This window comes from Acinetobacter haemolyticus (assembly GCF_900406815.1).
GTDB classification, from domain to species: domain Bacteria; phylum Pseudomonadota; class Gammaproteobacteria; order Pseudomonadales; family Moraxellaceae; genus Acinetobacter; species Acinetobacter haemolyticus_A.
Genome location: NZ_OVCN01000012.1, coordinates 105179 through 129400, shown reverse-complemented (window position 1 = coordinate 129400; position 24222 = coordinate 105179). Strand labels below are relative to the sequence as shown.

Genomic DNA, 24222 nt, shown 5'->3' with positions numbered 1-24222 from the left:
AAATAACATTGGTTTTATAATTGAAATAAATATGTCCCATTTTTTTATCAAAAAACTAAATATCCATTCGCCTTCAAATACAATAAAATTCAAAAAGTTCAAAAAGTTCAAAAACTGGACAGTATAAACTTTGAGCTTCGCGCTTCAAGGATAGGATGATGCTAAAAAACATAAGGGATTGATTAAAAAGATTTAATTTTAATGTCTATATTTATAATGGACTCATTTTATCCATAAATAGTCATTTTTCTATAATCCAATCCCTGACTTAGCAGCAAAAAATTAATCTCAACATCTATGAGATGAGTTGGGTAAATCGCACAGCTCTGTGAAAGATTTTGCATGGATGATAGAAGTTAGTATTTACGATATATTTGCGAGCAGTACAGTTATTTTGCCCTATGAAACTTCATGGCAAATAACAACACAAATAAGGATATTGTATGAATGTTCCTCACTTAGAAACACCAACTAACGCCATGCCGAAAGGCGTATTACGTGGTTGGGTGATTATTGCAATTGCAGCGTTGCTATCATTCGGTTTGTATGAAATTCTCCCTTATGATCAAAATGCCAACAAAGGTTTAAGTTTATTATTCTTTATTGGCGTTTTATGGCTCACAGAAGCAATCCACATTACCATTACCGCACTCATGGTTCCTGTACTTGCAGTGCTGATTGGAATGCCAAGCGTAGGTAGTAATGATGAAGTGAGTCCAATCACGACAACCAAAGCGCTGAGCACTTTTGCAGATCCGATTATTTTCCTATTTTTCGGGGGCTTTGCCTTAGCCACGGCGCTACATGTGCAGAAGCTTGATCGAAAGATTGCCATGTGGGTGATTGCCTTATCACGAGGACATTTAGGCTTAGCAGTATTGGCCATCTGTATTGTCACCGCCTTTTTGTCGATGTGGATTTCTAACACCGCAACAGCGGCTATGATGCTCCCTCTTGCATTAGGTTTATTAACGCATTTAGATGTCGCCAAGGAACGTAAAACCTTCGTTTTTATTTTGCTGGGTATCGCCTATTCAGCCAATATTGGTGGTTTAGGGACATTGGTTGGTTCACCACCCAATGCGATTGCGGCAAAAGCTTTAGGCTATGATTTTGCAGACTGGATGAAAATCGGTTTACCATTGATGTTATTGATTTTCCCAGCCATGTTGGTCAGCCTGTATTTCATTTTACGTCCTAAATTAAATCATCGAATTGAGTTTAAAGCAGAGTCAATTCCTTGGACTCGAGACCGTTTACTGACCATGATTTTATTCGTTATCACGGCGATCGGTTGGATTTTTGGCAAGAGTGTAAGCGAGCAATTCGGGATCAGCCAACCAGACACATGGGTCGCACTGAGCGCTGCATGTATGGTGGTGATTTTAGGCATTGCCACATGGAAAGATATTTCAGATAACACCGATTGGGGCGTATTGATGCTGTTCGGTGGTGGTTTAACCCTAAGTGCGGTTTTAAAAGATTCAGGATCTTCATTAGTACTTGGTCAAACATTAGCGAATGCTTTCGGCGATGCCTCTCCATTCGTTGTGATTGTTGTGGTCGCAGCCTTTATTATTTTCTTGACGGAGTTGACCAGTAATACTGCCTCTGCAGCTTTATTAGTGCCTGTGTTCGCTGCAATCGCTGCACAGATGGGATTGCCAAAAGAGATTCTTGTGATTGTGATTGGTATCGGTGCTTCATGTGCCTTTATGCTGCCTGTTGCAACGCCACCAAATGCGATTGTATTTGGTACTGGGCATATTCAACAAAGTGAAATGATGAAAGTCGGTTTCATGCTGAATGTACTGTGTGTAGCGGTCGTGTCGATCTTTATCTACTTATTCTTCCTCTGATTTCGCAGCAAGAATATCAGTCAATTGATAGAAGTACTGAACTAAAAAAACAGCCCACATGGTGGGCTGTTTTTTTTACACGAATGAATTAATTCGTTTTTGCAATGCCTAACCAAGTAAAGGTATTTGGTACATCATTCAATTGAATCGTTTGTTTGATTTTTAAGTTTTTCAAATCAAGTTCAATAATGGTTTTTGCTTCAGTGTTATTGATAAATAGCGTATCCGAAGCGGCATTGACCACTAAACGGCTTTTAGCAAGCTCACCACCAATTACATTTTGAATCGCTTGGATCTGACCAATACGTTGCCAAGTTTGTGTATCAATGACATGTACAGTTCCCATACTATCTAAAATCGCGAGATAGCGCCCTGTTGCATCAAAATTTTGCTGTAAACGTCGAACAGCCGTTGTCCCATCTAATTCTTTCGCACTTGCTGACCAATTTAAACCCGTGGCATTTAACTGTTCAGGATCAACGATGAACAAATCATTTGTCCCTGATGCAAAGGCTGCAAACTGATTAATTTTTTCATGTCCTGCAATTGTACTAATACGTATTAATTGATCATTTTGATCTGTTATTTTAATTTTTTTATCAACAAAAGTAGCTTTCTTCTGTTCAACCACCAATACCCCATCTTCACAACCAAATGCAGCATATTTCGCAATCGAAGCTACACCATGCAATCGATTACATGGATTCGTGAGCGTTTGTTCTTCATGGTAGTGATCGCCATGAATATGATAGCTTTTTACAATGCTTAATGTACTAGCATCCGTTGGCATATACGTACTTAACACATACTCGCCACGTGGTTCAGCCACACCATGATGTGCTTTCGGCAGTTTCTGAGTCGCAATGCTTTTCTGTGCAATCATACTATCCGTAAACACTTCAAACTTAGACTCCTCCGAAGCACTACCATCATAGAACAACGCCGCCGTTCCATTGAAACTACGATAATGGGCAGGTATCGTACCACTCAATTGGAACGTTAAGATATTAGGCGTATTGATTTGGAGTTGGTTGCTTTGCGTAAAGACGCCACCATCAGCAAATTGCACCACGCCATCATTTCGACTCAGCATCACCGCATAACGTAATTGTGGACTGCTATACATCGCTGAAGGCAAATAATTCAATGCTTTGGTATCAACCACTTTCTGGTCCTTGAGATCATAGACCGATAATGAAGGACGATCTGTATCCGCATTGGCGATTGCCAGACGACCTTCATGAGTTTGAGCAGGTTGTTCAGGTTTTTGTGGATTTGATGATGAACTAGATGAGTTACTGCTTCCCCCGCATGCGGACAACAACACACTACTGAATAAAGCAGTTAGTAGATAAGTTTGTTTTAACTTATTCATACTTATTTTTCCTTGTTGGACTGATTTGTATTAATTTCGAAACGTTATAACATAACATTAAGATAAAATTAATGCTTTCCTTTATTTTTTCCAAACTTAAAAAATAGTGTTTTTCGAAAATCCCATTCTAAGAAATTGTATTATTTAGATATTTTATATAATTTTTTCGTTGAGATAACGCCAATAACGTTTTGGCAAATACTGTACATGGAGTTTAACATTTTGACGTTCTTTGATATTGATACTATTGAAATAGTCCTTCCATAGCTGATCGTACAATTCCTCCTGTTCATCCAGTTCCAATTGGAAACTTTGACTAAAACCCGTTTCCAAATGACGATCAATATCTACTGCATCCATGAATACTTCATGAACCTCTTTTAAATCATAATACAAACCATATTTGCGTTGCTCATCATAAATCAGCCAACGCTGATCTTGATAACGACGTTTAAAATGCGGTTGAATCAAAGGCAATACATTAAAATCAGGACGTACCAAACTGAGAAATAAGCCATCTGTGGTTTTCTTAAAACGCACAAAAGCTTCCATGCGATGCTTTTCACGTCCCACCTTTTTCATCCATTGTGAAATCGCTAAAACACTGGGATGCGAATAATTTTTCTCAACTGAATGTTGATGTCGAAAAACATAGACACAGTAATTAAATAAATGCTGATAGGCATCCAAAGATTCTGACAAATAAGCAAAATAAAATTGTCTCAGCGATGAAGGCGAAAGTTTCTGTTGTAAGGCTGACCACACACGACCTGCTCGTTGCTCATGATTTGGAATGTCGACCGCAGTGGCAAATAACCCATGCTGTGCACCTTGGTTTAAACAGAGTTGCACATGGAATTCTTTAAATTGAAAAGCACGAAATACACAATTGAGTAAACCGACCATTGAGCCATCAAAATAATAATAAACCACAGCATCATTGGACACGTTTAGAATCCTAAACTCAATTGCGGTGAAAGCTGTTTAACGTATTTAGAAGAACCCTGCATTAATATCTGTTGACGAATATCAGTCATGGAAATTTCTTTTTGAAAACGTGGACTATCTTCACAACGAATAAAAAACTTGGCACGTGAATACGCCACACCCAATTGTTTTAGCAAATCAATATGCACTTTGCCAAAACGACGCGCTTGTATAATTTTCTTGGCTGACTTCACGCCGATGCCTGGCACACGCAAGATCATCCGATAGTCAGCACGATTTAAATCCACTGGAAATTGTTCAGGATGACGCAATGCCCAACTCAGTTTTGGGTCTACATCTAGATCAAGATGAGGATGTTTTTCATTGACGATTTCATTGACTTCAAAACCATAAAAACGCATCAACCAATCACTTTGATAGAGCCGATTTTCACGTAACAAAGGTGGTGCTGAACCCACCGCAGGCAAATAATTATTTTCCGTATTAATTGGGATATAACCTGAGAAATACACCCGTTTGAGTTTAAATTCTTTGTAATGTTGATCTGCCATCACCAGTACATCTTGATCGGTTTCCTGATGTGCGCCAACCACCATTTGTGTGGTCTGCCCTGCGGGTACATATTTCGGAACATGCTTAATAATTTGACGTTCATCTTTAAGCTGAATCAGACGATCTCGAACCAGTCCTAAATCTTTTTGTACTTCTTGATGTGATTTTTCAGGAGCAAAAGCCTTTAATCCAACCTCAGTTGGCATTTCTAAATTGATGCTCATACGATCCGCATAAAGCCCTGCTTCATGAATCAGTTCAGGCGATGCTCCGGGAATGGTTTTAAGATGAATATAACCATTAAAATTTTCTTCTAGGCGTAGTTTTTTCACCACTTGCAGCATCCGCTCCATCGTATGGTCTGCGGATTTAAAAATGCCTGAGCTAAGAAATAGCCCTTCAATATAATTGCGACGATAGAAATTAATGGTCAGATCAACCACTTCTTGCACAGTAAATGCAGCACGTTTCACATCATTAGATCGGCGTGACACGCAATAAGCACAATCAAAAATACAGACATTACTGAACAGGATTTTCAGTAATGAAACACAACGACCATCTTCAGTATAGCTATGGCAAATTCCTGAATGGCTGGCATCACCTAGACCTTTATCTTTATTTTTACGGTCACTGCCACTGGATGAGCAGGACACGTCATATTTAGCTGCGTCCGCAAGAATTTGCAATTTTTCACGAATGCGATCAGACATATCAAACGACTCATTTATGACATCGTTTAAAAAATATCATGTCGCATTCTTAAATTTAATCCAGTGAAGTACGCTAAGCGTCATGAGGTGACGTTTAAAATAATCCGTCTTAATTAACATATTCTTCTAATTGCTTTACACGCGCTGCATACTCTTGCATTGGACAATACGAATACATCGGTGAGCCAATGTATGAGCCTGCATTACTACATTCCTGATCTACATAAGCTTTCCAAAGTCGCTGAGATTTTAAAATATCTTGGTAACGTTTTGGCTGTTTGTATTCTTCGCTTTGTGCACGAATTTGATCAATGAGAACAACAATTTTTTCTTCATAAATCTTTTTGGCTTTATCAGAGCAACTATACACGACCATGTTGTTAATGCTTTCAAGCTTCATTTCTTTAATAGTCTGGTCTACACATTGAATGTATTCATCTTGCTCATCAGTTTCTGTTTGCGCGTAAAGCCACGGACTACAGAAAAGACAGGATAAAACAATAAGTTTGCAGCAAAATTTCAGCATAACTTCTTCTCAGTTCTATAATTTTTAATATGCTTCAATATAACAAAAAAATGCTTATTCACGCACTTGCGCTTGCACCCATCCCATTGCTGAGTTTATCGGCCTTAGGAGTAATGATATTAAATGCTGAGTTCAACCTTTATTCGATTGCAGTTATTTTTCTAGCCCACTTCTTATTTTATTTACTTTGTTATGGGCTTATGGTTATTCCTTTCGCATATATCATTTCCTATTTTCTCGCCCGTAAAAATCGTTTAAATCTGATGAGTATTTTCATCAGCGCAACTGCGATCTGGATTTTGATTAGCCCTATTGCACGTTTGTTTTTTGTCGGGTCATTTCCATCTCCTTGGTGGCATATTTATAAGATCTACAGTTTTTATCTCATGATTTTATTTACCGGTTTTTGCTACGGGTTAAACTTGAAGTGGCTAAGCCGAAAACAAATAGGCTAATCGCGCATTCCTTTGATTAAGCCTTTGCCACTCCCCCCCAAAATCCTTATACTTAACCACAATTTTTGTTTGATTCCAGTGGATGCACCATGAGTCGTGCTATATCGCATATTGATACATTTCAGGGCTTAATTCTTGCCCTACAAAACTATTGGGCGGAGCAAGGCTGCGTCGTATTACAACCATATGATATGGAAATGGGTGCAGGTACATTCCACACTGCAACCTTCTTACGTGCATTAGGTCCAGAAACTTGGAACGCGGCTTATGTTCAACCTTCACGCCGTCCAAAAGATGGTCGTTATGGTGAGAACCCAAACCGCTTACAACACTATTATCAGTTCCAAGTGGTGCTTAAGCCAAACCCAGACAATATCCAACAGCTTTATCTTGATTCATTAAAAGCGATCGGCATCGATACACTGACTCACGATATTCGCTTCGTAGAAGACAACTGGGAATCTCCAACTCTTGGTGCTTGGGGCTTAGGTTGGGAAGTTTGGTTAAATGGTATGGAAGTGACTCAGTTCACTTACTTCCAGCAAGTCGGTGGTGTTGAATGCTACCCAGTTACTGGTGAAATCACATACGGTTTAGAACGTCTTGCAATGTACCTTCAAGGTGTAGACTCAGTTTACGATCTTGTTTGGACCAAAGGTCAGTTCGGTACAGTGACTTACGGTGATGTATTCCATCAAAATGAAGTTGAACAATCGACGTATAACTTCGAATATGCGCCAGTCGATAAGTTATTTGAATTATTCGATTTCTATGAAGCTGAGGCAGCGCGTTTAATGGAAGCTGAACTTCCACTCCCTGCTTATGAGCAAGTGATTAAAGCATCGCATAGCTTTAACTTATTAGATGCGCGTGGCGCGATTTCGGTGACTGAGCGTCAACGTTACATCTTACGCGTTCGTACTTTGGCTCGTTCAATTGCACAAAGTTATGTGGCTGCACGTGCGAAACTCGGTTTCCCAATGGCAGAACCACATTTACGTGATGAAGTATTAGCGCAGTTAAAAGCACAAGTTGAAGCAGAAGCAGCCCAAGCTGAAAAAGCGAAGGAGAATAAATAATGACAAAGCATACTGTTTTATTCGAACTTGGCTGTGAAGAACTTCCACCCAAAAGCTTAAAAACTTTACGTGATGCTTTAAAAGCCGAAACAGAAAAAGGCTTAAAAGATGCAGGCTTAAATTTTGCTGCGATCGAAGCGTATGCCGCACCACGTCGTTTAGCATTGAAAATTGTTGATATCGATGCTGCTCAAGCAGATACACAAAAACGTTTTGACGGCCCTGCTGTTCAAGCCGCTTATGATGCTGAAGGCAAACCAACTAAAGCACTTGAAGGCTTTATGCGCGGTCAAGGCATTACGGTTGATCAGCTTTCGACGTTCCAAGCAGGTAAAGTTGAAAAAGTTTGCTATTTAAAAGATGTGAAAGGTCAAAGCCTTGACGCTTTACTACCACAGATTTTACAAGCTGCATTGGACAACTTGCCAATCGCAAAACGTATGCGTTCAGCAGCAAGTCGTACTGAATTCGTGCGTCCTGTAAAATGGGTTGTTTTACTAAAAGATGATCAAGTGGTTGAAGCAACCATTCAAGATCACAAAGCAGGGAATGTGACTTATGGTCACCGTTTCCATGCACCTGAAGCCGTGACTTTGGCGCATGCAAATGACTACCTTGCTGCTTTAGAAAAAGCTTACGTTGTTGCGAACTTTGAAAAGCGCCAAGCAACGATTCAAGATCAAGTGAAAAAGTTAGCTGATGAAGTCAATGCAACTGCGATTGTTCCAGCGGACTTACTTGATGAAGTCACCAGCTTGGTTGAATGGCCTGTTGCTTTACGTGCGACCTTTGAAGAGCGTTATTTAGCTGTTCCACAAGAAGCCTTGATTACCACGATGCAGGACAATCAAAAGTATTTCTGTTTGATCAATGCTGAAGGTAAATTACAGCCTTACTTCATTACTATTTCAAATATTGAGTCGAAAGATCCGATTCAGATTATTGAAGGCAATGAAAAAGTTGTACGCCCTCGTTTGTCCGATGCAGAATTCTTCTTCCTACAAGACCAAAAGCAACCGCTTGCATCTCGTAAAGAAAAACTCGCGAATATGGTATTCCAAGCGCAATTGGGTACGCTTTGGAACAAATCAGAACGTATTGCTAAATTAGCTGTGGCATTGTCACCGATTACAGGCGCAAATGCAGCGGATGCTGAAAAAGCAGCGTTACTGGCTAAATGTGATTTGACCTCTGAACTTGTCGGTGAATTCCCTGAACTCCAAGGGATTGCAGGCACGTATTATGCTCGCCTTGAAGGTGAGAATCATGAAGTAAGCGAGGCTTTAGGTGAGCAATACTTACCTAAGTTTGCTGGTGATGTCTTACCACAAACCAAGACAGGTACAACGATTGCGCTTGCAGATCGTTTAGATACGCTTGTTGGTATTTTTGGTATTGGTCAAGCGCCAACAGGTTCTAAAGATCCATTTGCATTACGTCGTTCTGCTATCGGTATCTTACGTTTGATCATTGAAAATGAACTTGATGTGACGATTGAAGAACTCGTTAACTTTGCGCTTCAAGGTTATGGCGACGTGGTTAAGGATCATGACAAGACACGTACCGATGCAGTTGCTTTCCTTGAAGGCCGTTACCGTGCCAAATACGAAGACCAAGGCGTTGCAGTTGATGTGATTCAGGCTGTTCAAGCGCTTGCGCCAAAATCTCCACTTGATTTTGATAAGCGTGTGACTGCGGTGAATCATTTCCGTACTTTGCCAGAAGCGGCTGCATTGGCTGCAGCAAACAAACGTGTTGCCAATATTCTTGCCAAAGAAGCAACGCCTGAAGGAAGCGTCGTTGAAGCGAATCTCGTTGAAGCTGCTGAAAAAGCGCTTTATGCAGAACTTCAAACATTGACACCAGTAGTTCAGCCTTTACTTGCTGCTCGCAATTACACAGAAGCGTTATCTAAGCTTGCTGCTCTTCGTGCGCCAATTGATGCCTTCTTTGAAGGTGTAATGGTTATGGCGGACGACGTTGAATTAAAAGCTAACCGTTTACGTTTATTGGCTCAGTTGCGTGATTTGTTCACGGCAATTGCAGATGTGAGTGTATTGCAGGGTTAAGCCTTTAGGACACTTGATCTTTTAAATAAACCCCACTATATATTTAGTGGGGTTTATTTTCGGCAATTTAGTTGGCGGTTTTTCTAAACGTAGCGGACACAGCAGATTTTGGTTTATTGCTCATCTAATCTCTCCTGAGAGTTCTAACGCCCGGTTCAACTGTCAGAGGTCAGATTGTAGCCACTTGTTATACGGCATTAGATTAATTCATGCCACAATGTTTTTAGCTAGGCCACATCTTCTCTCAGTAAATAACCGGTAATGGAATATTGCTCAACTAGAAAATCCAAAACCACCATTGACTGTGTCCTTAAATTTGGTGTTCGTCTCACTTTATCATGATTTTTGAATAAATACCTTCTCATATATCTTTCCAAGTAAAATAGAGTATTTCCTGATTTATCCTTTGATATATCAATATCAAAGGTCTTTATTGCGTGACTGATCCAGTAAATACCATCATCTAAAAATTCACCGCCTATGCCGCAAAGAAGTTTGCTGATGCTATATATAAAAGATGATTCACCACCTATTTTACTGCTTAAATCACTAAAAAACTCTTTATTCTCAGGAGAAAATGTATGCCATGTCGTTGCTTCATCTTTCCAATAGATTCTTGCAAATAAAAAAGATTCGATTATGCGTTCCCTATTATGCTGCCAACTTTGCGTACTTATTGAATCAACGATGTGGCTCTTAAATCGGTTCCATACATACCAGAATGAGTCCGGCATATTCAGCGAGTCTTCAGCGCTAACAAATTCATTTAATAAATCTGCCATACCTTCACTCAATGCGAAATTATCGGTAAAATATTTAAGGTATTTATCCTTCTCGCTATTCTCTAGATGAAGGATAAAACGAGCATAGTGCTTCAAAAATTCATGTCTGAAAGCATAATCAAGACGGTCTTCTCTATCATGTGAGAGTAATTTTTGTGAAATTATCCTAACAATTTCCTCGGTAAACGGCGCTGGCTCCTTGTGCTGGCTTTCCAATGGTGCAAGCTGAAAAGCCGTTATCAATATGTCGTTATCTATATTTTCAATATTGTCTATGGTGGCTTCTGTGATGGTTTCGTCTTCGATACTCTCTGCTAAACCCTCTAATTCTTTAAACAACTCCTGTTCAAATTTATTTTTGTCAATATCATATTTGTGCTGCTTATATGCTTCTTGTCTTAAGCGATCCTGAACATCCCTATATTTTTGAGCAATTACCAAATACCCAATGCACAGAGACTTCATGAACTCAGGTTCACTCTTCCATAAATGCTGAACGGCTTGAATAGCTACTGAATTTATTCTATCCGTTCCCATCATCGTTATTGGGTCATGCCTCATTAATGCTTTGATTAATAGCAACTTGATAGTTAGTCTTTCATCCGGAAAATCTTCTACCAATCTTGGGAGTACAAATAACGCAGGAACAAGGCCATCGCCGATCTGGTGCATGTAATCATCATTATTGACAATATTTGCGTACTCAAAAATGACTTCCCTACAAAATTCTAGCTCAGTTTTTCCTAATTTTCCCTTAAAGTCTCGCAATAACACGGCGCATACATACGATGGTGTGGCTCGATCAAACAGTAACGCTTCACCCAGGTTGTCTTCTGAAAGTTGATCCCATATTTCTTTTGCCTCGCCCAAAGCAGTCAGCGGATCATTTTCATATGATTCATATTTTTTGTAGTTATCTTTATTATAGAGCCTGCTATCAGCCCATATTTTTAAACCGGAATGTGCAAATGGCTTGCTCGCCTCTCGCTGAGACGTTTCACTATATTCCTTAAGCTCAGGATCAATCTCTGGATTGAATTCTATTGCTATACCATTTTCTACTTCTTTTGCTTCAGGTGACATTTTTCTTTTGTCCATACGGGCTAAATATAAACGCCATGTTTTATCTCGATGATTTTCATGATCCTTGTCTGGTAAATTTTTGTAGTGGGCATCTAAAGTTTTCCAAATTTCCTGAAGCCTTTCCTCTGATTCCTCTTCACTTATTTCCTCTGTTCTAAAAAACTGATATTGAAGCGCTATATCTTCTAATGAAAATTTCCGATGTTTTTGGTCGCAAGCGCTTATCCTTTCATTTTCGTGATGCTCATTGATCCGATTAATACTAAAATTTTTTAGCGAAGTAAGTTGAGTTTTATGTGTTTGATCCAGCATCAATCGAGATGTGTCATAGAAGAAAAATTCCTTTGTCCTGAATAGAATTTTCGCCGCATTGAATGTTTTCTCGTGAAACGCACATACAATGCTTGCAACAACCGCCACAAGCGCAGAAGATTCAGATCTGCTTAGGATATAAATTAGATAATATTCAAGTGTTTGAGCTTTGGTGTTTTTGCCTCTCTCAAGAAAGAAGCGTTCTAGTGACATTAATATTGATTCTAACAAATCAGGGTTTACCTGTGTTCCTCGATACATACACCAAAGTCGATTTGAGATAGGTAGGTCAATTTTCTTTCCATCATCTAGTAACAATGTTGCTGTTTCAATCTGCCCCTTATCAAGGCTGGATTCCGCATATTTTTTTGAAGAAAAATTTATTAGGTCAGTAATGAAGTCTAGAGTTAATTCTAAATTGGTTTGCAACAGGGCGTATATGGGTGTTTGATAAGCACTGGCAGGGTAATAGTCTTGATGCCCATTCTCAATGCCAAATTCATGATCAATCTCTAGTCTTGATCCATAAAAATAATCGTCATTTTCTGGTGGTTCATACATCCAAAGGCACTTGGCTAAAGCGATCACTTTTTCCGGAATTTCCATAGCAACGTTGAAGCATTCCATTTTGGTTAAAATGAATTCACTCATAAGACGATATGGATCGTTATGTCGCCTCCAATTCTTTTGAATTATTTCATCAATGATGGCTTCAAGTTCTTTTTTGATTTCACCTACCCCATACAGAATGGTGAGGATCAACTCCTTGGAAAAACCTTCATCCCTAATATAGACGTTGTTTTCGATTACTGATTTGTAAAACGATAATGCAATTAAGCTGGAATATTTAGTTGCGTCTCCAGACTTGTTGTGGCTGTTCCAGTCGTAAAGGGTGGGCAATACAAAATTGAGATTATTAACACCTATCTTTTCGAGATTGTCATTGATGAACTTGATAAGCGATTTCCATCCGTTTCCTTTCGGCTTGGTTATTACATATTCCATTGACAAAATATCTGGCGTTCTCACACCAAGCCTATCAAAAAAGCTATTGTCTATCTCCTTGCATCCTATCCGTATCAGCAAGCATATTCGTTTGAGAAGCCAGAAGTCGTCTTCCAATAGTGAATCTTTATTAACGTTAAAAAAGTAATCGGAATAGTCGGATAGAAGCATAGAAACGAGCACTTCATCTTTCCACAAATTAGATATTTTGCGAGATGACAAAGTTTCTACAATAAGAGGGCTAACCTCTTCATTGGCCGTGCTAAGTTTCTCTGATAGCCACCGCCTGAAAACTCTTCTTATGGGCAAAGATTGTTGTATTCTATCAAAAAATATTTCTGTATTTTCTGAGGATAAAAAATTACTCTCGACGAATTTATCTAGTGCCCATTCTTCATAAATATCATGAGTAATAAAATATCCACGAACGGACTCATAGCTAATTATCCCATCGGAAACCAACGCTTTTTCTACCGTTTCATTTGAGTAACTAGAGTCAGGGATGACGAAAAATCTTCCTGAATTAGCTCTTTCTTGGGCAAGATGTATAAAAAATTGTTCTCGTTGTGGGGACCGTTTCGTAATGACTCTTGGCCATAAAGACTCTTTGAATTCAAAGTAGCCTGCGCCTTTATTTTCCTTATAATGCCTCAAATACTCTCTGAGATAAAATGGAGTCAATATGAGCACTTTGAGCTTTTTATCATCAGGGATGACAAAATCATGTTTTTTAGCAAGCTCGAATAATGTATCTTCGTTCAGATTTTCTAGATGTACCGACTTAAAGCTAATTTTGTACACTTCATATAGTTGAAAAATCAAATCATCTAGGTAGGTATTTCTCGTGGTGAACCACACTCTCCATTCGGCTTTGATTAAGCTGGATAGGTACTCTTTAATGGGATCAGTATTTTCTAGAACAATTAAGTGTTCTGCTGAATCAATGACAACTGTTTTATTGTCAACCCCCTCATGTGCTTCAATAAAATCCTTTAAAAAAACACCTGACAAGAACTCATTCAAGCTGCTAACAGAAAATTCCGTCGCCTTATGGACATAAAAGGCATCATTCTCCCCCTTATTGCCACAAAGCTCTTTTATTAGAGCCGTTTTTCCTGTGCCGCCTTCGCCACTTATAATTAACGCGCTAGTATCTGACTTTTCAATTTCAGATATAATATTAGAGCGATTAATTGAAATATCTTCGTCGCCAAATGTTATAGCAGTTTCAATATCATCCAAAATTGCACTTGTATGAGACTCAAACGACTCCAAAAGACCAAATAAATTATCAGATTGAGTGAAGAAATACGAAGTGATTCGACAACAATCATCTACAACAAAGGGCGATTCGAAAAAGCTACGGCATCTCCATTCAATTTCTAAGTTTTTTTCCTCGGCTTTTTTTTCTGTTTCTATTTTTCCCTGTGGTTCCTTTCCTTTGTTTTGACCCCACTCTGAATTTGTGTAAAAGATTATTTTATTTAAATCAGGGTAATCACGTTTAGCTTTTTTAATCGTTTCTATTATGTCATTTTTGTGGTTAGATAATGCAGCATCATAAAATTTAGCTTGCCAACCAACATTAACTCCATTTGAAGAAATTGGATTGGTTTCTATCGCCGATTGGTTTTTATAACGAAAAATTCCGGTTTTCACACTAAATTCATTGCAAAAAAGTAGATAACACATCCACTCAAAAGTATTTTGTGGATTTTCTGAAAATTTTGCTTTAAATATATCCCAGTCAGTTTTAATCAATTTTACTTTTCCTTTTTGACTATTAACTGATATTAAGCGGATAAGATTTGTCAGCAATACCTTAAAATCAGCTTTAGTTCTAAATCTGAGGCCCGCTTGATGCTGCCTAACTACTCTTATGCGGTAGAAGCGACATATAAGACTCCCCCTGCTTCATAAGATACCTATTTTGCTTAAAATAAAACGTGAAAATATTGATTTGTATGGAATTAAAACTACCATGAGCAATATAAGGCGTCAACGATCATAAAATGTCAGACTCCCCCTATCTTCTTGATTTGATGAAGCAGCGAATACGCTAAAAACATAATAGCTATAAACTAAACAGACATAATTTTTACGCTCTGTATCAATTTCACATCAGCTACATTCTTTTCTTGAACTTGGCGATAAGATATAAAATCTCGATTACGTATCGCTGAAAGGATAAAAGATGATGAAAAAAGTACCTGCACTGTGTTTAACGACTGCACTGATCGCATCGTCTTCTCTCTGGGCAGCCGAACCAAATACAACTACAGCGAATGCAAATACTGCAACGGCTGAAAAAACGTTACCTTATGGTGACAACCCTAGTCTCGGTCGAGTATTGCTGTATAAAACAGGGAAAGGGCTACAAAACTTAGGTGATTCAATTCAAGGTGCATCAGAAAACACCTCACAAAAAATGAGTGAGAGATGGAAAAACACCAAAGAATATACCGCTGAACAATCTGAAATCGTTCAGGAACAAACACAAAAAGCCAAACAATACACTGCTAAAAAATGGCAAGACACCAAAGATGCGGTGGTTGGTACAAATGATGGACATGTTCCTATTGAGCGTGCTGAACTTAGTCAGCCATCATCAAACTAAAAATAAAAAACCTCTAATCAAAAGTTAGAGGTTTTTTAATAATAAGAGAGATTTAAGCTGTTTCAGTTTCCAACTTAACCTGATGATCAATCAGATATTCATTTAAATTAAAACGGCTGAGTTTCTGACGCATCTTAAACGTTGTCCACGGCCATACCGTACTATTGCGCCCGTTCCGATCAATGAAATAACTCTGACAACCACCCTTGTTCCAGACAGTGGTTTGCAAAGCTTCTTGTACGCGTTGATTAAAATCAGCCATACGCACAGGATCGGGTTCTATAGTTTTGATATTGTTTTGAATCGCTTGTTTTAACGCATCCATAATATAGGTGAGCTGCGCTTCAATAATGATGAAAGCTGAAGAACTCACCGCAATATTCGGTCCAAACATCAAAAAGCCATTCGGGCAATCTGCCACCATAGTTCCCATATAACCTTCTGGACTGCCCTGCCATACATCAGACATAGTTTGTCCATAACGGTTATAGACACGCTGTGCAATTGGCGGTTCAGCCACCTCAAAACCCGTCCCAAGAATGATCACATCAGCCTCAAAGCTTGAACCATCACTGGCAATCAACTGCTTGCCTTTGACTTCGCTCAACGCACCTGCGACAACATTGACATTGTCTTGGGCTAAGGCTGGATACCATTCATTAGATTGCAGAATGCGTTTACAGCCGATCACATAATTTGGCATCACTTTAGCGCGTAACTCAGGGTTTTTGATACCCTGTTTGATATGAAATTCAGCAATACGCTGTACTTGTCGCATCGCAGCATTGCTTTGTAATCCACCATTTAAGGTTTCAAAGATGCCATAGACTGAACCTCGCATTACCGACTGAGTGACAGGGACATATTTAAATAAAGTTTGAATGGCACTTGGCAGTGGCATATCAGATTTTGGTAATACCCAATGCGGTGTACGTTGAAATACTGTGAGTTGTTTTACCAAAGGCTGGATCTGCGGCACAAACTGAATTGCAGATGCGCCTGTACCAATCACCGCAACACGTTTACCTGCTAAATCTAAGTCATGTCGCCAACGAGATGAATGGAAAATCTCACCTCCAAAATCTTTCAGACCTTTTACATTTGGGATCACAGGTTCATGCATTGGCCCACATGCCATGATCGCAAATTGTGAATGGAATTCACCTTGATTGGTTTTGATAATCCAACACTGTTTAACATCCGACCATGTTGCAGCTAAAGCTTCTTGATTGAAATGAACATGAGGTAAAACTTTATATTTCTGCGCAGTGTTCTGTAAATATTGTTTGATTTCCGCTTGTCCCGCGAACACTCGGCTCCATGTAGGATTCGGCTCAAAAGAATATGAATACAATGCCGACGGCACATCACAGGCACATCCCGGATAGGTATTTTCACGCCATACACCACCCAGTTCATTGGCTTTTTCGAGCAAGATAAAATCATGAATACCCGCTTGTTTGAGTTTAATCGCAGCCCCTAAACCAGCAAAACCACCACCGATTACAATCACTCGATAAAATGGCACAGTCTTCGACTTGGTATTCATGACTCGTTTTCCCTTATTTTCATTCCGCATACAACATGGCATAAACTAAAAATAAGTTCATTAACCGGACTGACCTTTCCGATGGTCATTTTTGATACAAATTGCTCATTATATTTTTATCTTTTCCAAAGAATTCATTATAAATTTACATGGCCATTTCAAAAACTAAATTGAACTTAACTCGCTTTGCCGACACACTGAAATGATTGATATCTATAGAACTGGAATTTCGCATATGAATGTAACGCCGTTAAAAGCACTTTTATTTTCAATCACCACAAGCCTTATCTTTACAGGCTGTTCTTCCTCTCCGATCCAGACAACTACAGCTACTCAAATTTTAGAACAAGTTCAAAATATCGAAGCAACCCCTACGACCGAAAACAATACCGCTCGACTCATCCAACAACCCAAAAATTGCTTCATCGAATTCACAGGCAATTTTGAAGGAGGGCAAGCTGTGGAACATTGGATTTTTAACCGTCAAGGCTTAATTTCAGCGAGCACGAATACAAAACAGTATTCGGATAATCTAAGCTCACCAACTCAAACATCCGCCATATTTAATATTCAAGAACCAGCCATTCAAGCAAATTTTAAGAAGCTGCAAAGTAATTTTAGTGCTGACAATTTAGCTAAATGTCATTAATAATTAAAAAAACTCGTTGCAGATTAAGATCATGCAACGAGTTATGGCACTTTTAAACGTACTCTAGATCAATTTAAACTATAAAAAATTAACCTTAATTGGATGATAAGCCGTTACTTGCAGCCAATACATCAATACGCGGGAAGACCAAACCAGTTCTCGTATCGGTAACTGACTTGCCTGTGACTCTCAAGCGATGAATAGTTTGATCAATGCTTTCCGTTGGACTCACACTATTGGCACGCAACAATGCTATCGCCCCTGCCACATGCGGTGCAGCTTGTGATGTTCCACCTTGTGTCTCACCACCTGCGGTAATCAATGCACCTGGTGCGAGTAAAGTGACCAGTGAACCACCATTGCTGAAACAAGTAACCTTATCCGCATTTGTAGTTCTATCAGTACAATTACTCCACGCTAAACTTCCCAGATTACTATCGTATACAGCACCTACACTCACGGCACCTGCCACACATGCTGGTGAAGATATCCCATCAGCAAATCCATCATTACCAGATGCGACGACAGGAACAACCCCGGCTGCACGTGCATTGGCAAAGGCAGTTGCGTAACTACTGTTTTGGCATTCTGAGGTATATTTCACTCCAGGCACGCCCAAACTCATATTAATCGCTTTAATATTATAGGCTTGAGCATTATTTACTGCCCAATTTACACCTGCGAGAATATCACTATCATAGGCTGTGCTGGCCCATTGTCCTTGGGATCTGACCTTTCTAAATGCATCAATACCAATGATTTTGGTTTTAGTCGCAACTTTAGCAACAATTGCAGCAACATTACTGCCGTGCCCATCATCATCTAGACTCCCATCATCGGGTGCACTATCAAAGGAATACACCACACGACAGGTTGCGCTAGGTGTATTCACTGCAGTACAGCCAAAATCCGAGTGTTTGTAATTCACCCCAGTATCAATCACCACCACACTCGAACCTTCTCCTGTAAAGCCATTAGTGGCAGCTTGAGGTTGATTGATTAAAGGTAAGCTTTGCATCGTGGTCGGTGTATTTTTACGATTCGGATATACCCCTTTGACCGAAGGATCATTTAGAACCTGAGCCAGTGTCTTTCGGTCTTGAATTCGATAGAGCCCCATCGGTATTCCATTGAATTCACGTAACGTCTGGAAACCAGAAGCTTTAGCAAATTTTGCTTTAAACTGGGTTTTTCCCTCAGCAATATAACTCCGCTTTTCCGCACTTGGGGAAATATGAGAAAAATTCGTCTCATATTCAATGAGTAAATCATTTGACTCATTGTTCACCAAAGCGTTAAGGTCAATCTTGCCTTTGGCAACTTTAGCTAAAGCTGTTGAATCCAACTGTTGCTTTAACTGAGTTGCGCTTAGTCCTGCTGCTGCATGGGTACTGTATAAAATACATAAACTTAGTAATAATAAGGTTTTATTTTTCAATTTTTATCTCCATTGTTCTTGGATAAAGAACAGCTATCACTGATGGTCTTGGATAAAGACCATGCAATGATTAAAGTGTTTTAATTTGATTTGCTGGATCTGTTTCTGGATCTATCGGTTGAATCGCTGGATCACTTTTGGTGTTATAAAATTGAGCCTCCTCATCCGATGTATCAGTTTGATTTAAAGTTGTTGTTTTAATCTTTGTTTGGCTCACCTCCTGCTGGTTAAATGGTTTGGAAGAAACTTCAAGATACTCATCTTTTATCTGATGGATATACAGATCATTTGATGAAGTCAGTGGATCAGATGGCTGGAAATAAAGCACGATTACGCCCAATCCAACCAATAAGAGTAAAAATGCTGCAATCATTTTCATTTATAAGCTCCAATGTTTCTTTTACTGCTTATTGCAAGGTTTTGTTTTAATCATCTATTAACCAATAATTATTAACATTAATATTCACATTAATTTTCATATTTTACAAACATTCAAATCAGTTAAATGCAAATTGTTATAACGTTTGGCTTTTAGACGGCGATTACCTCAAAGTAAAAATGGTTTGAGAGATGAAAAGTTTTCTGTCTAGATCAAAATATTTAATAAAAATCCGAAATAAATTTTCCATGTTTTTATACCAAGCAATAAAAATGCCATTTTTTCATCTAATTTAAAGTTGAGTTAAAAGAGCACAACACGCCTCTTATTTTTTAATTTTTCTTATCAAAGTGGCTGAGGATAGGACCTACTCATTTATAAAATATTTCTTCATTTAAATTTTACTTAAAATTATATATTTCACATATTTATGGGTTTAAGCATTCTCCACAATTTATCGCTAAAGTGTGTTTTTGCTGTAACGTGCTTGTAAAGTTTTGCTGAAATCCATAGCTTTCTCCTTTTTGATCGCTATGATGCAATTGCGATTACGAAGTGCCTTGATGTGGCACATCACTAAAGGAAACCGCAATGAAAAAAATGATCAAAACAGCTATCGTGACAACAACTATCCTTGCTTCTGCATCTGTTTTTGCACAAAACGTGGGTGCAAATGCAAGTGGCTCAGCACAAGTTTCTGTACAGCCAAACGGCTTAATTAAAGGCGTTACAGGTGCAGTCAAAAATACAGCACAAGGTGTAGGTCAGGCAGCCAATCATGTTGGTCATGCCGCTGTAAATACTGGGGTTAATGCTACCCAGAAAACAGTGGGAGCTGCTGCAAATGTTGGTTCATCTGTTGTACATACCACTGGCACTGCCGTTAAAAATGGCACCAACTACGCTGTAGATAAAGCAGTGGATGGTCGCGCTTTAGCTGCTGAAAAGACTGCGGATGTTAAACAACGTATCGAAGCAAGAAAATCAGCGCATGAAAATCATGCTGCTGACGGTAAAGCCATTTCTGCTGAAAAGCGTGCAGAAGCAAAACAACGTTATCAAGAGCGTAAAGCTGAGACAAAATCAGTTGGTCTAAATACTCAGGCTGGCGTTCATGTTGGTAACTCTTCTGTACAAGCACAAACAGGTCTAAATGCAGACAAGAAACAAGCACAAGCGGGTGCGAATGTTGGCGTAAAAGTATTAGGTGTAAATGCAAATGTGAACACCAATGCTAAAGTGGGTGCAAACTAAGCTCACCTATTCAACAAAAAAAGCCTTTTGACGATTCAAAAGGCTTTTTTATTGCTTCGGATTTCTCATTTAGACCAAATGTAACTTGGTCTGTTCATCCACATTATTTTCAATAAAATGAGTTAAGCCGTGCCCATCACAAGACAAAGTCAGTTGCTTATAACTCACACTGCAAAATTCAGCATATTGCTTAAAAATCAAGGGAGTTTGATCCAAAGGCAGTGGGTCACCCAAAGCGATCAATTTATGGATACCACGATCATTCATCGTCAATAAATAATGGTCACCATTCAATTCCAACTCGATCAAGGCAGTGCTTTTCCCATTTAAAGGGAGCAAATATTGCGACTGTGCAGCAATCACATCTGCTGTATAGCTTTCGAGTTTTAAGCTCACCAGATTAAAAACCAAGAATTCCTGCTGTCCTGTGCTAATTTTTGGACTGCCCGCCCCATTTTGTTGCACAAAATGGGGTAATGCACCTAATTTTACTAAATTCTGCTCAGTTCCTTGTTTCAATCTAAACAATTGCTGCACGAGTTTTTGTTTCATCGTCGCATCAAAGTAACGTTCATCTAACTGGAGATCATTCTTTTCTAAAATCTTCAATAAAGCATGATGATGTCGAGGCAACAAAGCATCAAGCACATGGCGGTAATAAAACTTGCTTTGCTTCTTAACTTGCCGAACCCGCTTATAGAAATAGGTAATATCAAATGGTTTTTCTACAAAATCATTGAGTAATTCCGAACTCGCCAGAACAGAAAGTGCCTCATGTCCTGTAAAGGGCAAATGAATCACATGCATCTGAGGCAATAATGGTTTAATTTTTAAAAAATGTTCTTTGTCTTCGGCAAAATACGGATCATAGACAATAATATATTCACGAGATGAATCGACTTCATCAGGTTGAATTTCCATATGTTGATGAATTGATCCATCAAAAAATTCTGCATAACGGCGATCTTGTACCACATCAGGATCAATGGTGTATTGCGGTACGAAAGCAACAATTTTTTGCATATTCAATAAATTTGAATATTTAATGGCGGCATAGCCACCCATCGAGCCACCGTAGCCCACTCGCTCTTTAAACTGTGCTAAAAACGGTTGAATCTGTTGCTGCATGTTAAGCATGCTACTTTTAGGAAACCATGTTTTCTGCTTCGGCATGATGCCGATCACGTTATATTGATATTTTATTAATGATTTTTCAGCATTGATGGACATGCCTTTAGCGCGACTAATCAAATCGCCAAACGAAACTACTAAAGTATCACTTGAACCTTTTAAAAAAATAACGCGAATATGATCATCTTCAAATATTATTTGTTTATCCATGCTCACACTAAAAAAAGATCCTTGATGGGAATCAACAAATACTTACTTTGCCAATCCAAAATTGCGGAGTATCTTATTTTATAGAGATCCGGCAGATTAAAAAGCGCAAAAAATGACACAATCCTTACATCCAGCTGCACAGAAGGGCTTTAGTTTAGGGGCTGAACTCTATCAACAAGTGCGCCCCAATTATCCACAAGAAATAGGGGTTTGGCTGCAAGATCGACTCCAAATAGATGAAAATTCCACTGTTATCGACTTGGGTTCTGGGACTGGCAAATTCTTACCTTACCTCTTACAAACTCAAGCAAAAATTATTGCAATCGAACCTGTAACAGAGATGTTACAACAACTACAACAGAGTCATCCTATGGTGATTTCACTGCAAGCATTTAGTGATCAATTGCCGTTGGAGAATGAATCAATAGATGCCATTATTTGTGCACAATCTTTTCACTGGTTTGCAAATTTAGAGACACTGACCGAAATGCATCGTGTGTTGGCACCCTCAGGGCATTTAGGCCTGATTTGGAATCAACGTGATGTTGAAGTCGATTGGGTGAAAGCCCTAGCAAATGAGATTGCACCATTCGAAGGTGATACGCCTCGTTACCATACTGGACAATGGAAACAGGTATTTGAACATCAAGGACTGTTCAAATTCAATGGACTACAGAACTTCCAACTCTATCATCATGGTACGGTTGAACAAGTGGTCAGTAAGCGTTTGCTCTCGACCAGTTTTATTGCAGCCATGCCTCAACAGGAGCAACAACGATTAAAGGCAAAATTTGAGCAAATTGTATTTGATTTTACGGGATTAAATCCGCAAGATCAGATTGATTTTCCTTATCGTACCTTTGCTTATCATTTTCAGAAGATATCAACTTGAGTGTAACTATGTCTAAAATTAAAAAAACGCTGGCGATCACCTGTACTTTAACTGCTGCTCTCATGCTCAGCGCGTGTAACAAAGAACAAGAACCCACTCGATCAAGCGATCAACGCAGTGAGTCTGTGAAGGATGCTATTGGTCAACTCAATCCAGTGGCCATTAAACAATTTCCAGATACTGCAAATGATGCCGCTGATATTGCCCGTTTAGAAGATTATGATCAGCGCTTCACAGAGATGACGGACAGCATGGAAATTGAAGTGGCAAAAATGCGCGAAGAAGGAACCCTTACTCCCGAATTCGAACAACAGCGCCAGAAAGACAATGTTAAATCAGCACTGACCATGCTCAAGGAACTTGATCTAAAAACTGAGCAAGGACGTTATATCCAAGGTCTACTCTATAGTTATTGGGAACATCAAGCGAAAGTTTTGGATCAACCTAATTCTCAAGCTGACTCAGCCCAGCAGGTCGATCAACTCAATCAGTATCTGCATGCACAAAGCCAATTGCATCATTGGAGAAGCAAGCAAACCCCTGAAAACGAATAAATTTAATTAAATCTACGGTATTGAACATTATAAAAAAGCCCCTTGTGATTAACTCGGGGCTTGTCGTCTTTAAAATCTTAGGGTGTAAAATCAGGGTTTTTTAAATTTTCTGTCTTTCGATCCACTCAATCGAACTTACGCGTAATAACTCACATGCACCGTCACCCACACCTCCTGGTGTCAACGAAGATGTCCAAACTAGATCTTTATCGCGCACTTCAACCAACTCTCCTTTTAGGTTGACTAAATCCCCACGCTTAACCTGTTTGATCTGCTTAGCGACTTCAGGATTCGCGGGAATAATGTGCATATTCGATACCATTTTTATGGCTTGATCAGGTGGAACAGGAAGTGTTTTCATATTCCAATTGAGATAGCGATCATACTGACGAACCGAAATCGTCCGAGCAATTTCTGGATCTGCAAATAAATCCAAACTCACGGCATAATCGATCGGTGAAAATTTTGCTTGTTCATCATCATGATAGACTTTAGAACCGAGAATACGAAAGTTCCCATCAAAAGGTTGAAGCACAGAAATCGATTGGTATTTCACGACTGGTGCTAAGCCATTGGCAATATTGTATTCGACGCCATTGCTTGATGCATGTGTTTGTCCAAGTGCTGCAACCATGCATAAACTCATCCATAGACGCTTTTTCATGGCTCAATCATCCTCAAAATATCGCTATAAACTTAAAAATTAACTTTCTTCATAGTATGCTTAGATGGTGAAAAAAAGTGCGTTTTTTAGTAACAATCAAACTCAATTTGGTCATCTTTTTGTGCTG

General features: G+C 39.0%; 19 protein-coding genes. 9 read left to right on the top strand and 10 right to left on the bottom strand.

Annotated elements, in window-relative coordinates; translation table 11 throughout:
* Nucleotides 1-443 precede the first annotated feature (443 nt).
* Nucleotides 444-1859, top strand: coding sequence for an SLC13 family permease (locus tag DK207_RS10310; RefSeq protein WP_109441071.1), 1416 nt, complete (start codon nucleotides 444-446; stop codon nucleotides 1857-1859).
* Between the two features lie 88 nt (nucleotides 1860-1947).
* Here the strand turns inward: DK207_RS10310 and DK207_RS10305 are convergent, their stop codons facing one another.
* From DK207_RS10305 to DK207_RS10290, 4 genes are all read right to left on the bottom strand, one after another.
* The gene (locus DK207_RS10305) at nucleotides 1948-3234 is read right to left on the bottom strand and encodes a YncE family protein (protein ID WP_109441070.1); all 1287 of its coding nucleotides are present in this window, start codon (nucleotides 3232-3234) and stop codon (nucleotides 1948-1950) included.
* A gap of 153 nt (nucleotides 3235-3387) precedes the next feature.
* Nucleotides 3388-4182, bottom strand: a complete 795-nt coding sequence (locus DK207_RS10300; RefSeq protein ID WP_109441069.1) for a TIGR03915 family putative DNA repair protein — start codon at nucleotides 4180-4182, stop codon at nucleotides 3388-3390.
* 2 nt (nucleotides 4183-4184) lie between these two features.
* Nucleotides 4185-5447 carry a putative DNA modification/repair radical SAM protein gene (locus tag DK207_RS10295; RefSeq protein WP_109441068.1) on the bottom strand — a complete coding sequence of 421 codons (1263 nt, stop codon included), beginning with the start codon at nucleotides 5445-5447 and terminating at the stop codon, nucleotides 4185-4187.
* Between the two features lie 109 nt (nucleotides 5448-5556).
* A complete protein-coding gene (locus tag DK207_RS10290) occupies nucleotides 5557-5973 on the bottom strand; it encodes a lysozyme inhibitor LprI family protein (RefSeq protein ID WP_109441067.1) in 417 nt (138 codons plus the stop codon).
* A 29-nt stretch (nucleotides 5974-6002) separates the two neighbouring features.
* On the opposite strand from DK207_RS10290, the gene DK207_RS10285 reads away from it, so the two are divergent.
* The 3 genes from DK207_RS10285 (at nucleotide 6003) to glyS (ending at nucleotide 9576) form a co-directional block, all read left to right on the top strand.
* Nucleotides 6003-6428, top strand: a complete 426-nt coding sequence (locus DK207_RS10285) for a hypothetical protein (RefSeq protein ID WP_109441066.1) — start codon at nucleotides 6003-6005, stop codon at nucleotides 6426-6428.
* Nucleotides 6429-6517: 89 nt separating this feature from the next.
* On the top strand, nucleotides 6518-7507 hold the full coding sequence (glyQ, locus tag DK207_RS10280) for a glycine--tRNA ligase subunit alpha (RefSeq protein WP_004641159.1): 990 nt from the start codon (nucleotides 6518-6520) through the stop codon (nucleotides 7505-7507).
* Nucleotides 7507-9576 (top strand): glycine--tRNA ligase subunit beta, encoded by a 2070-nt coding sequence (gene glyS, locus DK207_RS10275; RefSeq protein ID WP_109441065.1) that lies wholly within the window; start codon nucleotides 7507-7509, stop codon nucleotides 9574-9576. Before glyQ ends, glyS begins: the two co-directional genes overlap by 1 nt.
* 227 nt (nucleotides 9577-9803) lie before the next feature.
* Here glyS and avs4 read toward each other — a convergent pair whose 3' ends face one another.
* Nucleotides 9804-14519 (bottom strand): AVAST type 4 anti-phage nuclease Avs4, encoded by a 4716-nt coding sequence (gene avs4 / locus DK207_RS10270; RefSeq protein ID WP_171293664.1) that lies wholly within the window; start codon nucleotides 14517-14519, stop codon nucleotides 9804-9806.
* 436 nt (nucleotides 14520-14955) lie between these two features.
* On the opposite strand from avs4, the gene DK207_RS10265 reads away from it, so the two are divergent.
* Entirely contained in the window at nucleotides 14956-15375 is a 420-nt protein-coding gene (locus tag DK207_RS10265) for a hypothetical protein (RefSeq protein ID WP_109441076.1), read from the top strand.
* A 52-nt stretch (nucleotides 15376-15427) separates the two neighbouring features.
* Here the strand turns inward: DK207_RS10265 and DK207_RS10260 are convergent, their stop codons facing one another.
* Nucleotides 15428-16924 (bottom strand): flavin-containing monooxygenase, encoded by a 1497-nt coding sequence (locus DK207_RS10260; protein ID WP_109441064.1) that lies wholly within the window; start codon nucleotides 16922-16924, stop codon nucleotides 15428-15430.
* Between the two features lie 235 nt (nucleotides 16925-17159).
* Between DK207_RS10260 and DK207_RS10255 the strand changes: the two genes are divergently transcribed.
* On the top strand, nucleotides 17160-17573 hold the full coding sequence (locus tag DK207_RS10255) for a hypothetical protein (protein WP_109441063.1): 414 nt from the start codon (nucleotides 17160-17162) through the stop codon (nucleotides 17571-17573).
* 94 nt (nucleotides 17574-17667) lie between these two features.
* Here the strand turns inward: DK207_RS10255 and DK207_RS10250 are convergent, their stop codons facing one another.
* Together DK207_RS10250 and DK207_RS10245 are read right to left on the bottom strand one after the other, a co-directional pair.
* A complete protein-coding gene (locus DK207_RS10250; RefSeq protein ID WP_109441062.1) occupies nucleotides 17668-19011 on the bottom strand; it encodes a S8 family peptidase in 1344 nt (447 codons plus the stop codon).
* 70 nt (nucleotides 19012-19081) lie between these two features.
* Nucleotides 19082-19390 (bottom strand): hypothetical protein, encoded by a 309-nt coding sequence (locus DK207_RS10245; RefSeq protein WP_109441061.1) that lies wholly within the window; start codon nucleotides 19388-19390, stop codon nucleotides 19082-19084.
* A 591-nt stretch (nucleotides 19391-19981) separates the two neighbouring features.
* Between DK207_RS10245 and DK207_RS10240 the strand changes: the two genes are divergently transcribed.
* Nucleotides 19982-20644 carry a hypothetical protein gene (locus tag DK207_RS10240; protein WP_109441060.1) on the top strand — a complete coding sequence of 221 codons (663 nt, stop codon included), beginning with the start codon at nucleotides 19982-19984 and terminating at the stop codon, nucleotides 20642-20644.
* Between the two features lie 69 nt (nucleotides 20645-20713).
* On the opposite strand, the gene DK207_RS10235 is transcribed toward DK207_RS10240, so the two are convergent.
* On the bottom strand, nucleotides 20714-21985 hold the full coding sequence (locus DK207_RS10235) for a hypothetical protein (protein ID WP_109441059.1): 1272 nt from the start codon (nucleotides 21983-21985) through the stop codon (nucleotides 20714-20716).
* Between the two features lie 112 nt (nucleotides 21986-22097).
* Here DK207_RS10235 and DK207_RS10230 point away from each other — a divergent pair, with 112 nt between their 5' ends.
* Both DK207_RS10230 and DK207_RS10225 read left to right on the top strand, forming a co-directional pair.
* Nucleotides 22098-22877 (top strand): class I SAM-dependent methyltransferase, encoded by a 780-nt coding sequence (locus tag DK207_RS10230; RefSeq protein ID WP_109441058.1) that lies wholly within the window; start codon nucleotides 22098-22100, stop codon nucleotides 22875-22877.
* A gap of 8 nt (nucleotides 22878-22885) precedes the next feature.
* Nucleotides 22886-23431 carry a hypothetical protein gene (locus DK207_RS10225; RefSeq protein ID WP_109441057.1) on the top strand — a complete coding sequence of 182 codons (546 nt, stop codon included), beginning with the start codon at nucleotides 22886-22888 and terminating at the stop codon, nucleotides 23429-23431.
* A 100-nt stretch (nucleotides 23432-23531) separates the two neighbouring features.
* On the opposite strand, the gene DK207_RS10220 is transcribed toward DK207_RS10225, so the two are convergent.
* Nucleotides 23532-24095: a hypothetical protein gene (locus tag DK207_RS10220; protein WP_109441056.1), complete on the bottom strand. Its 564-nt coding sequence runs from the start codon at nucleotides 24093-24095 to the stop codon at nucleotides 23532-23534.
* Between the last annotated feature and the right edge of the window lie 127 nt (nucleotides 24096-24222).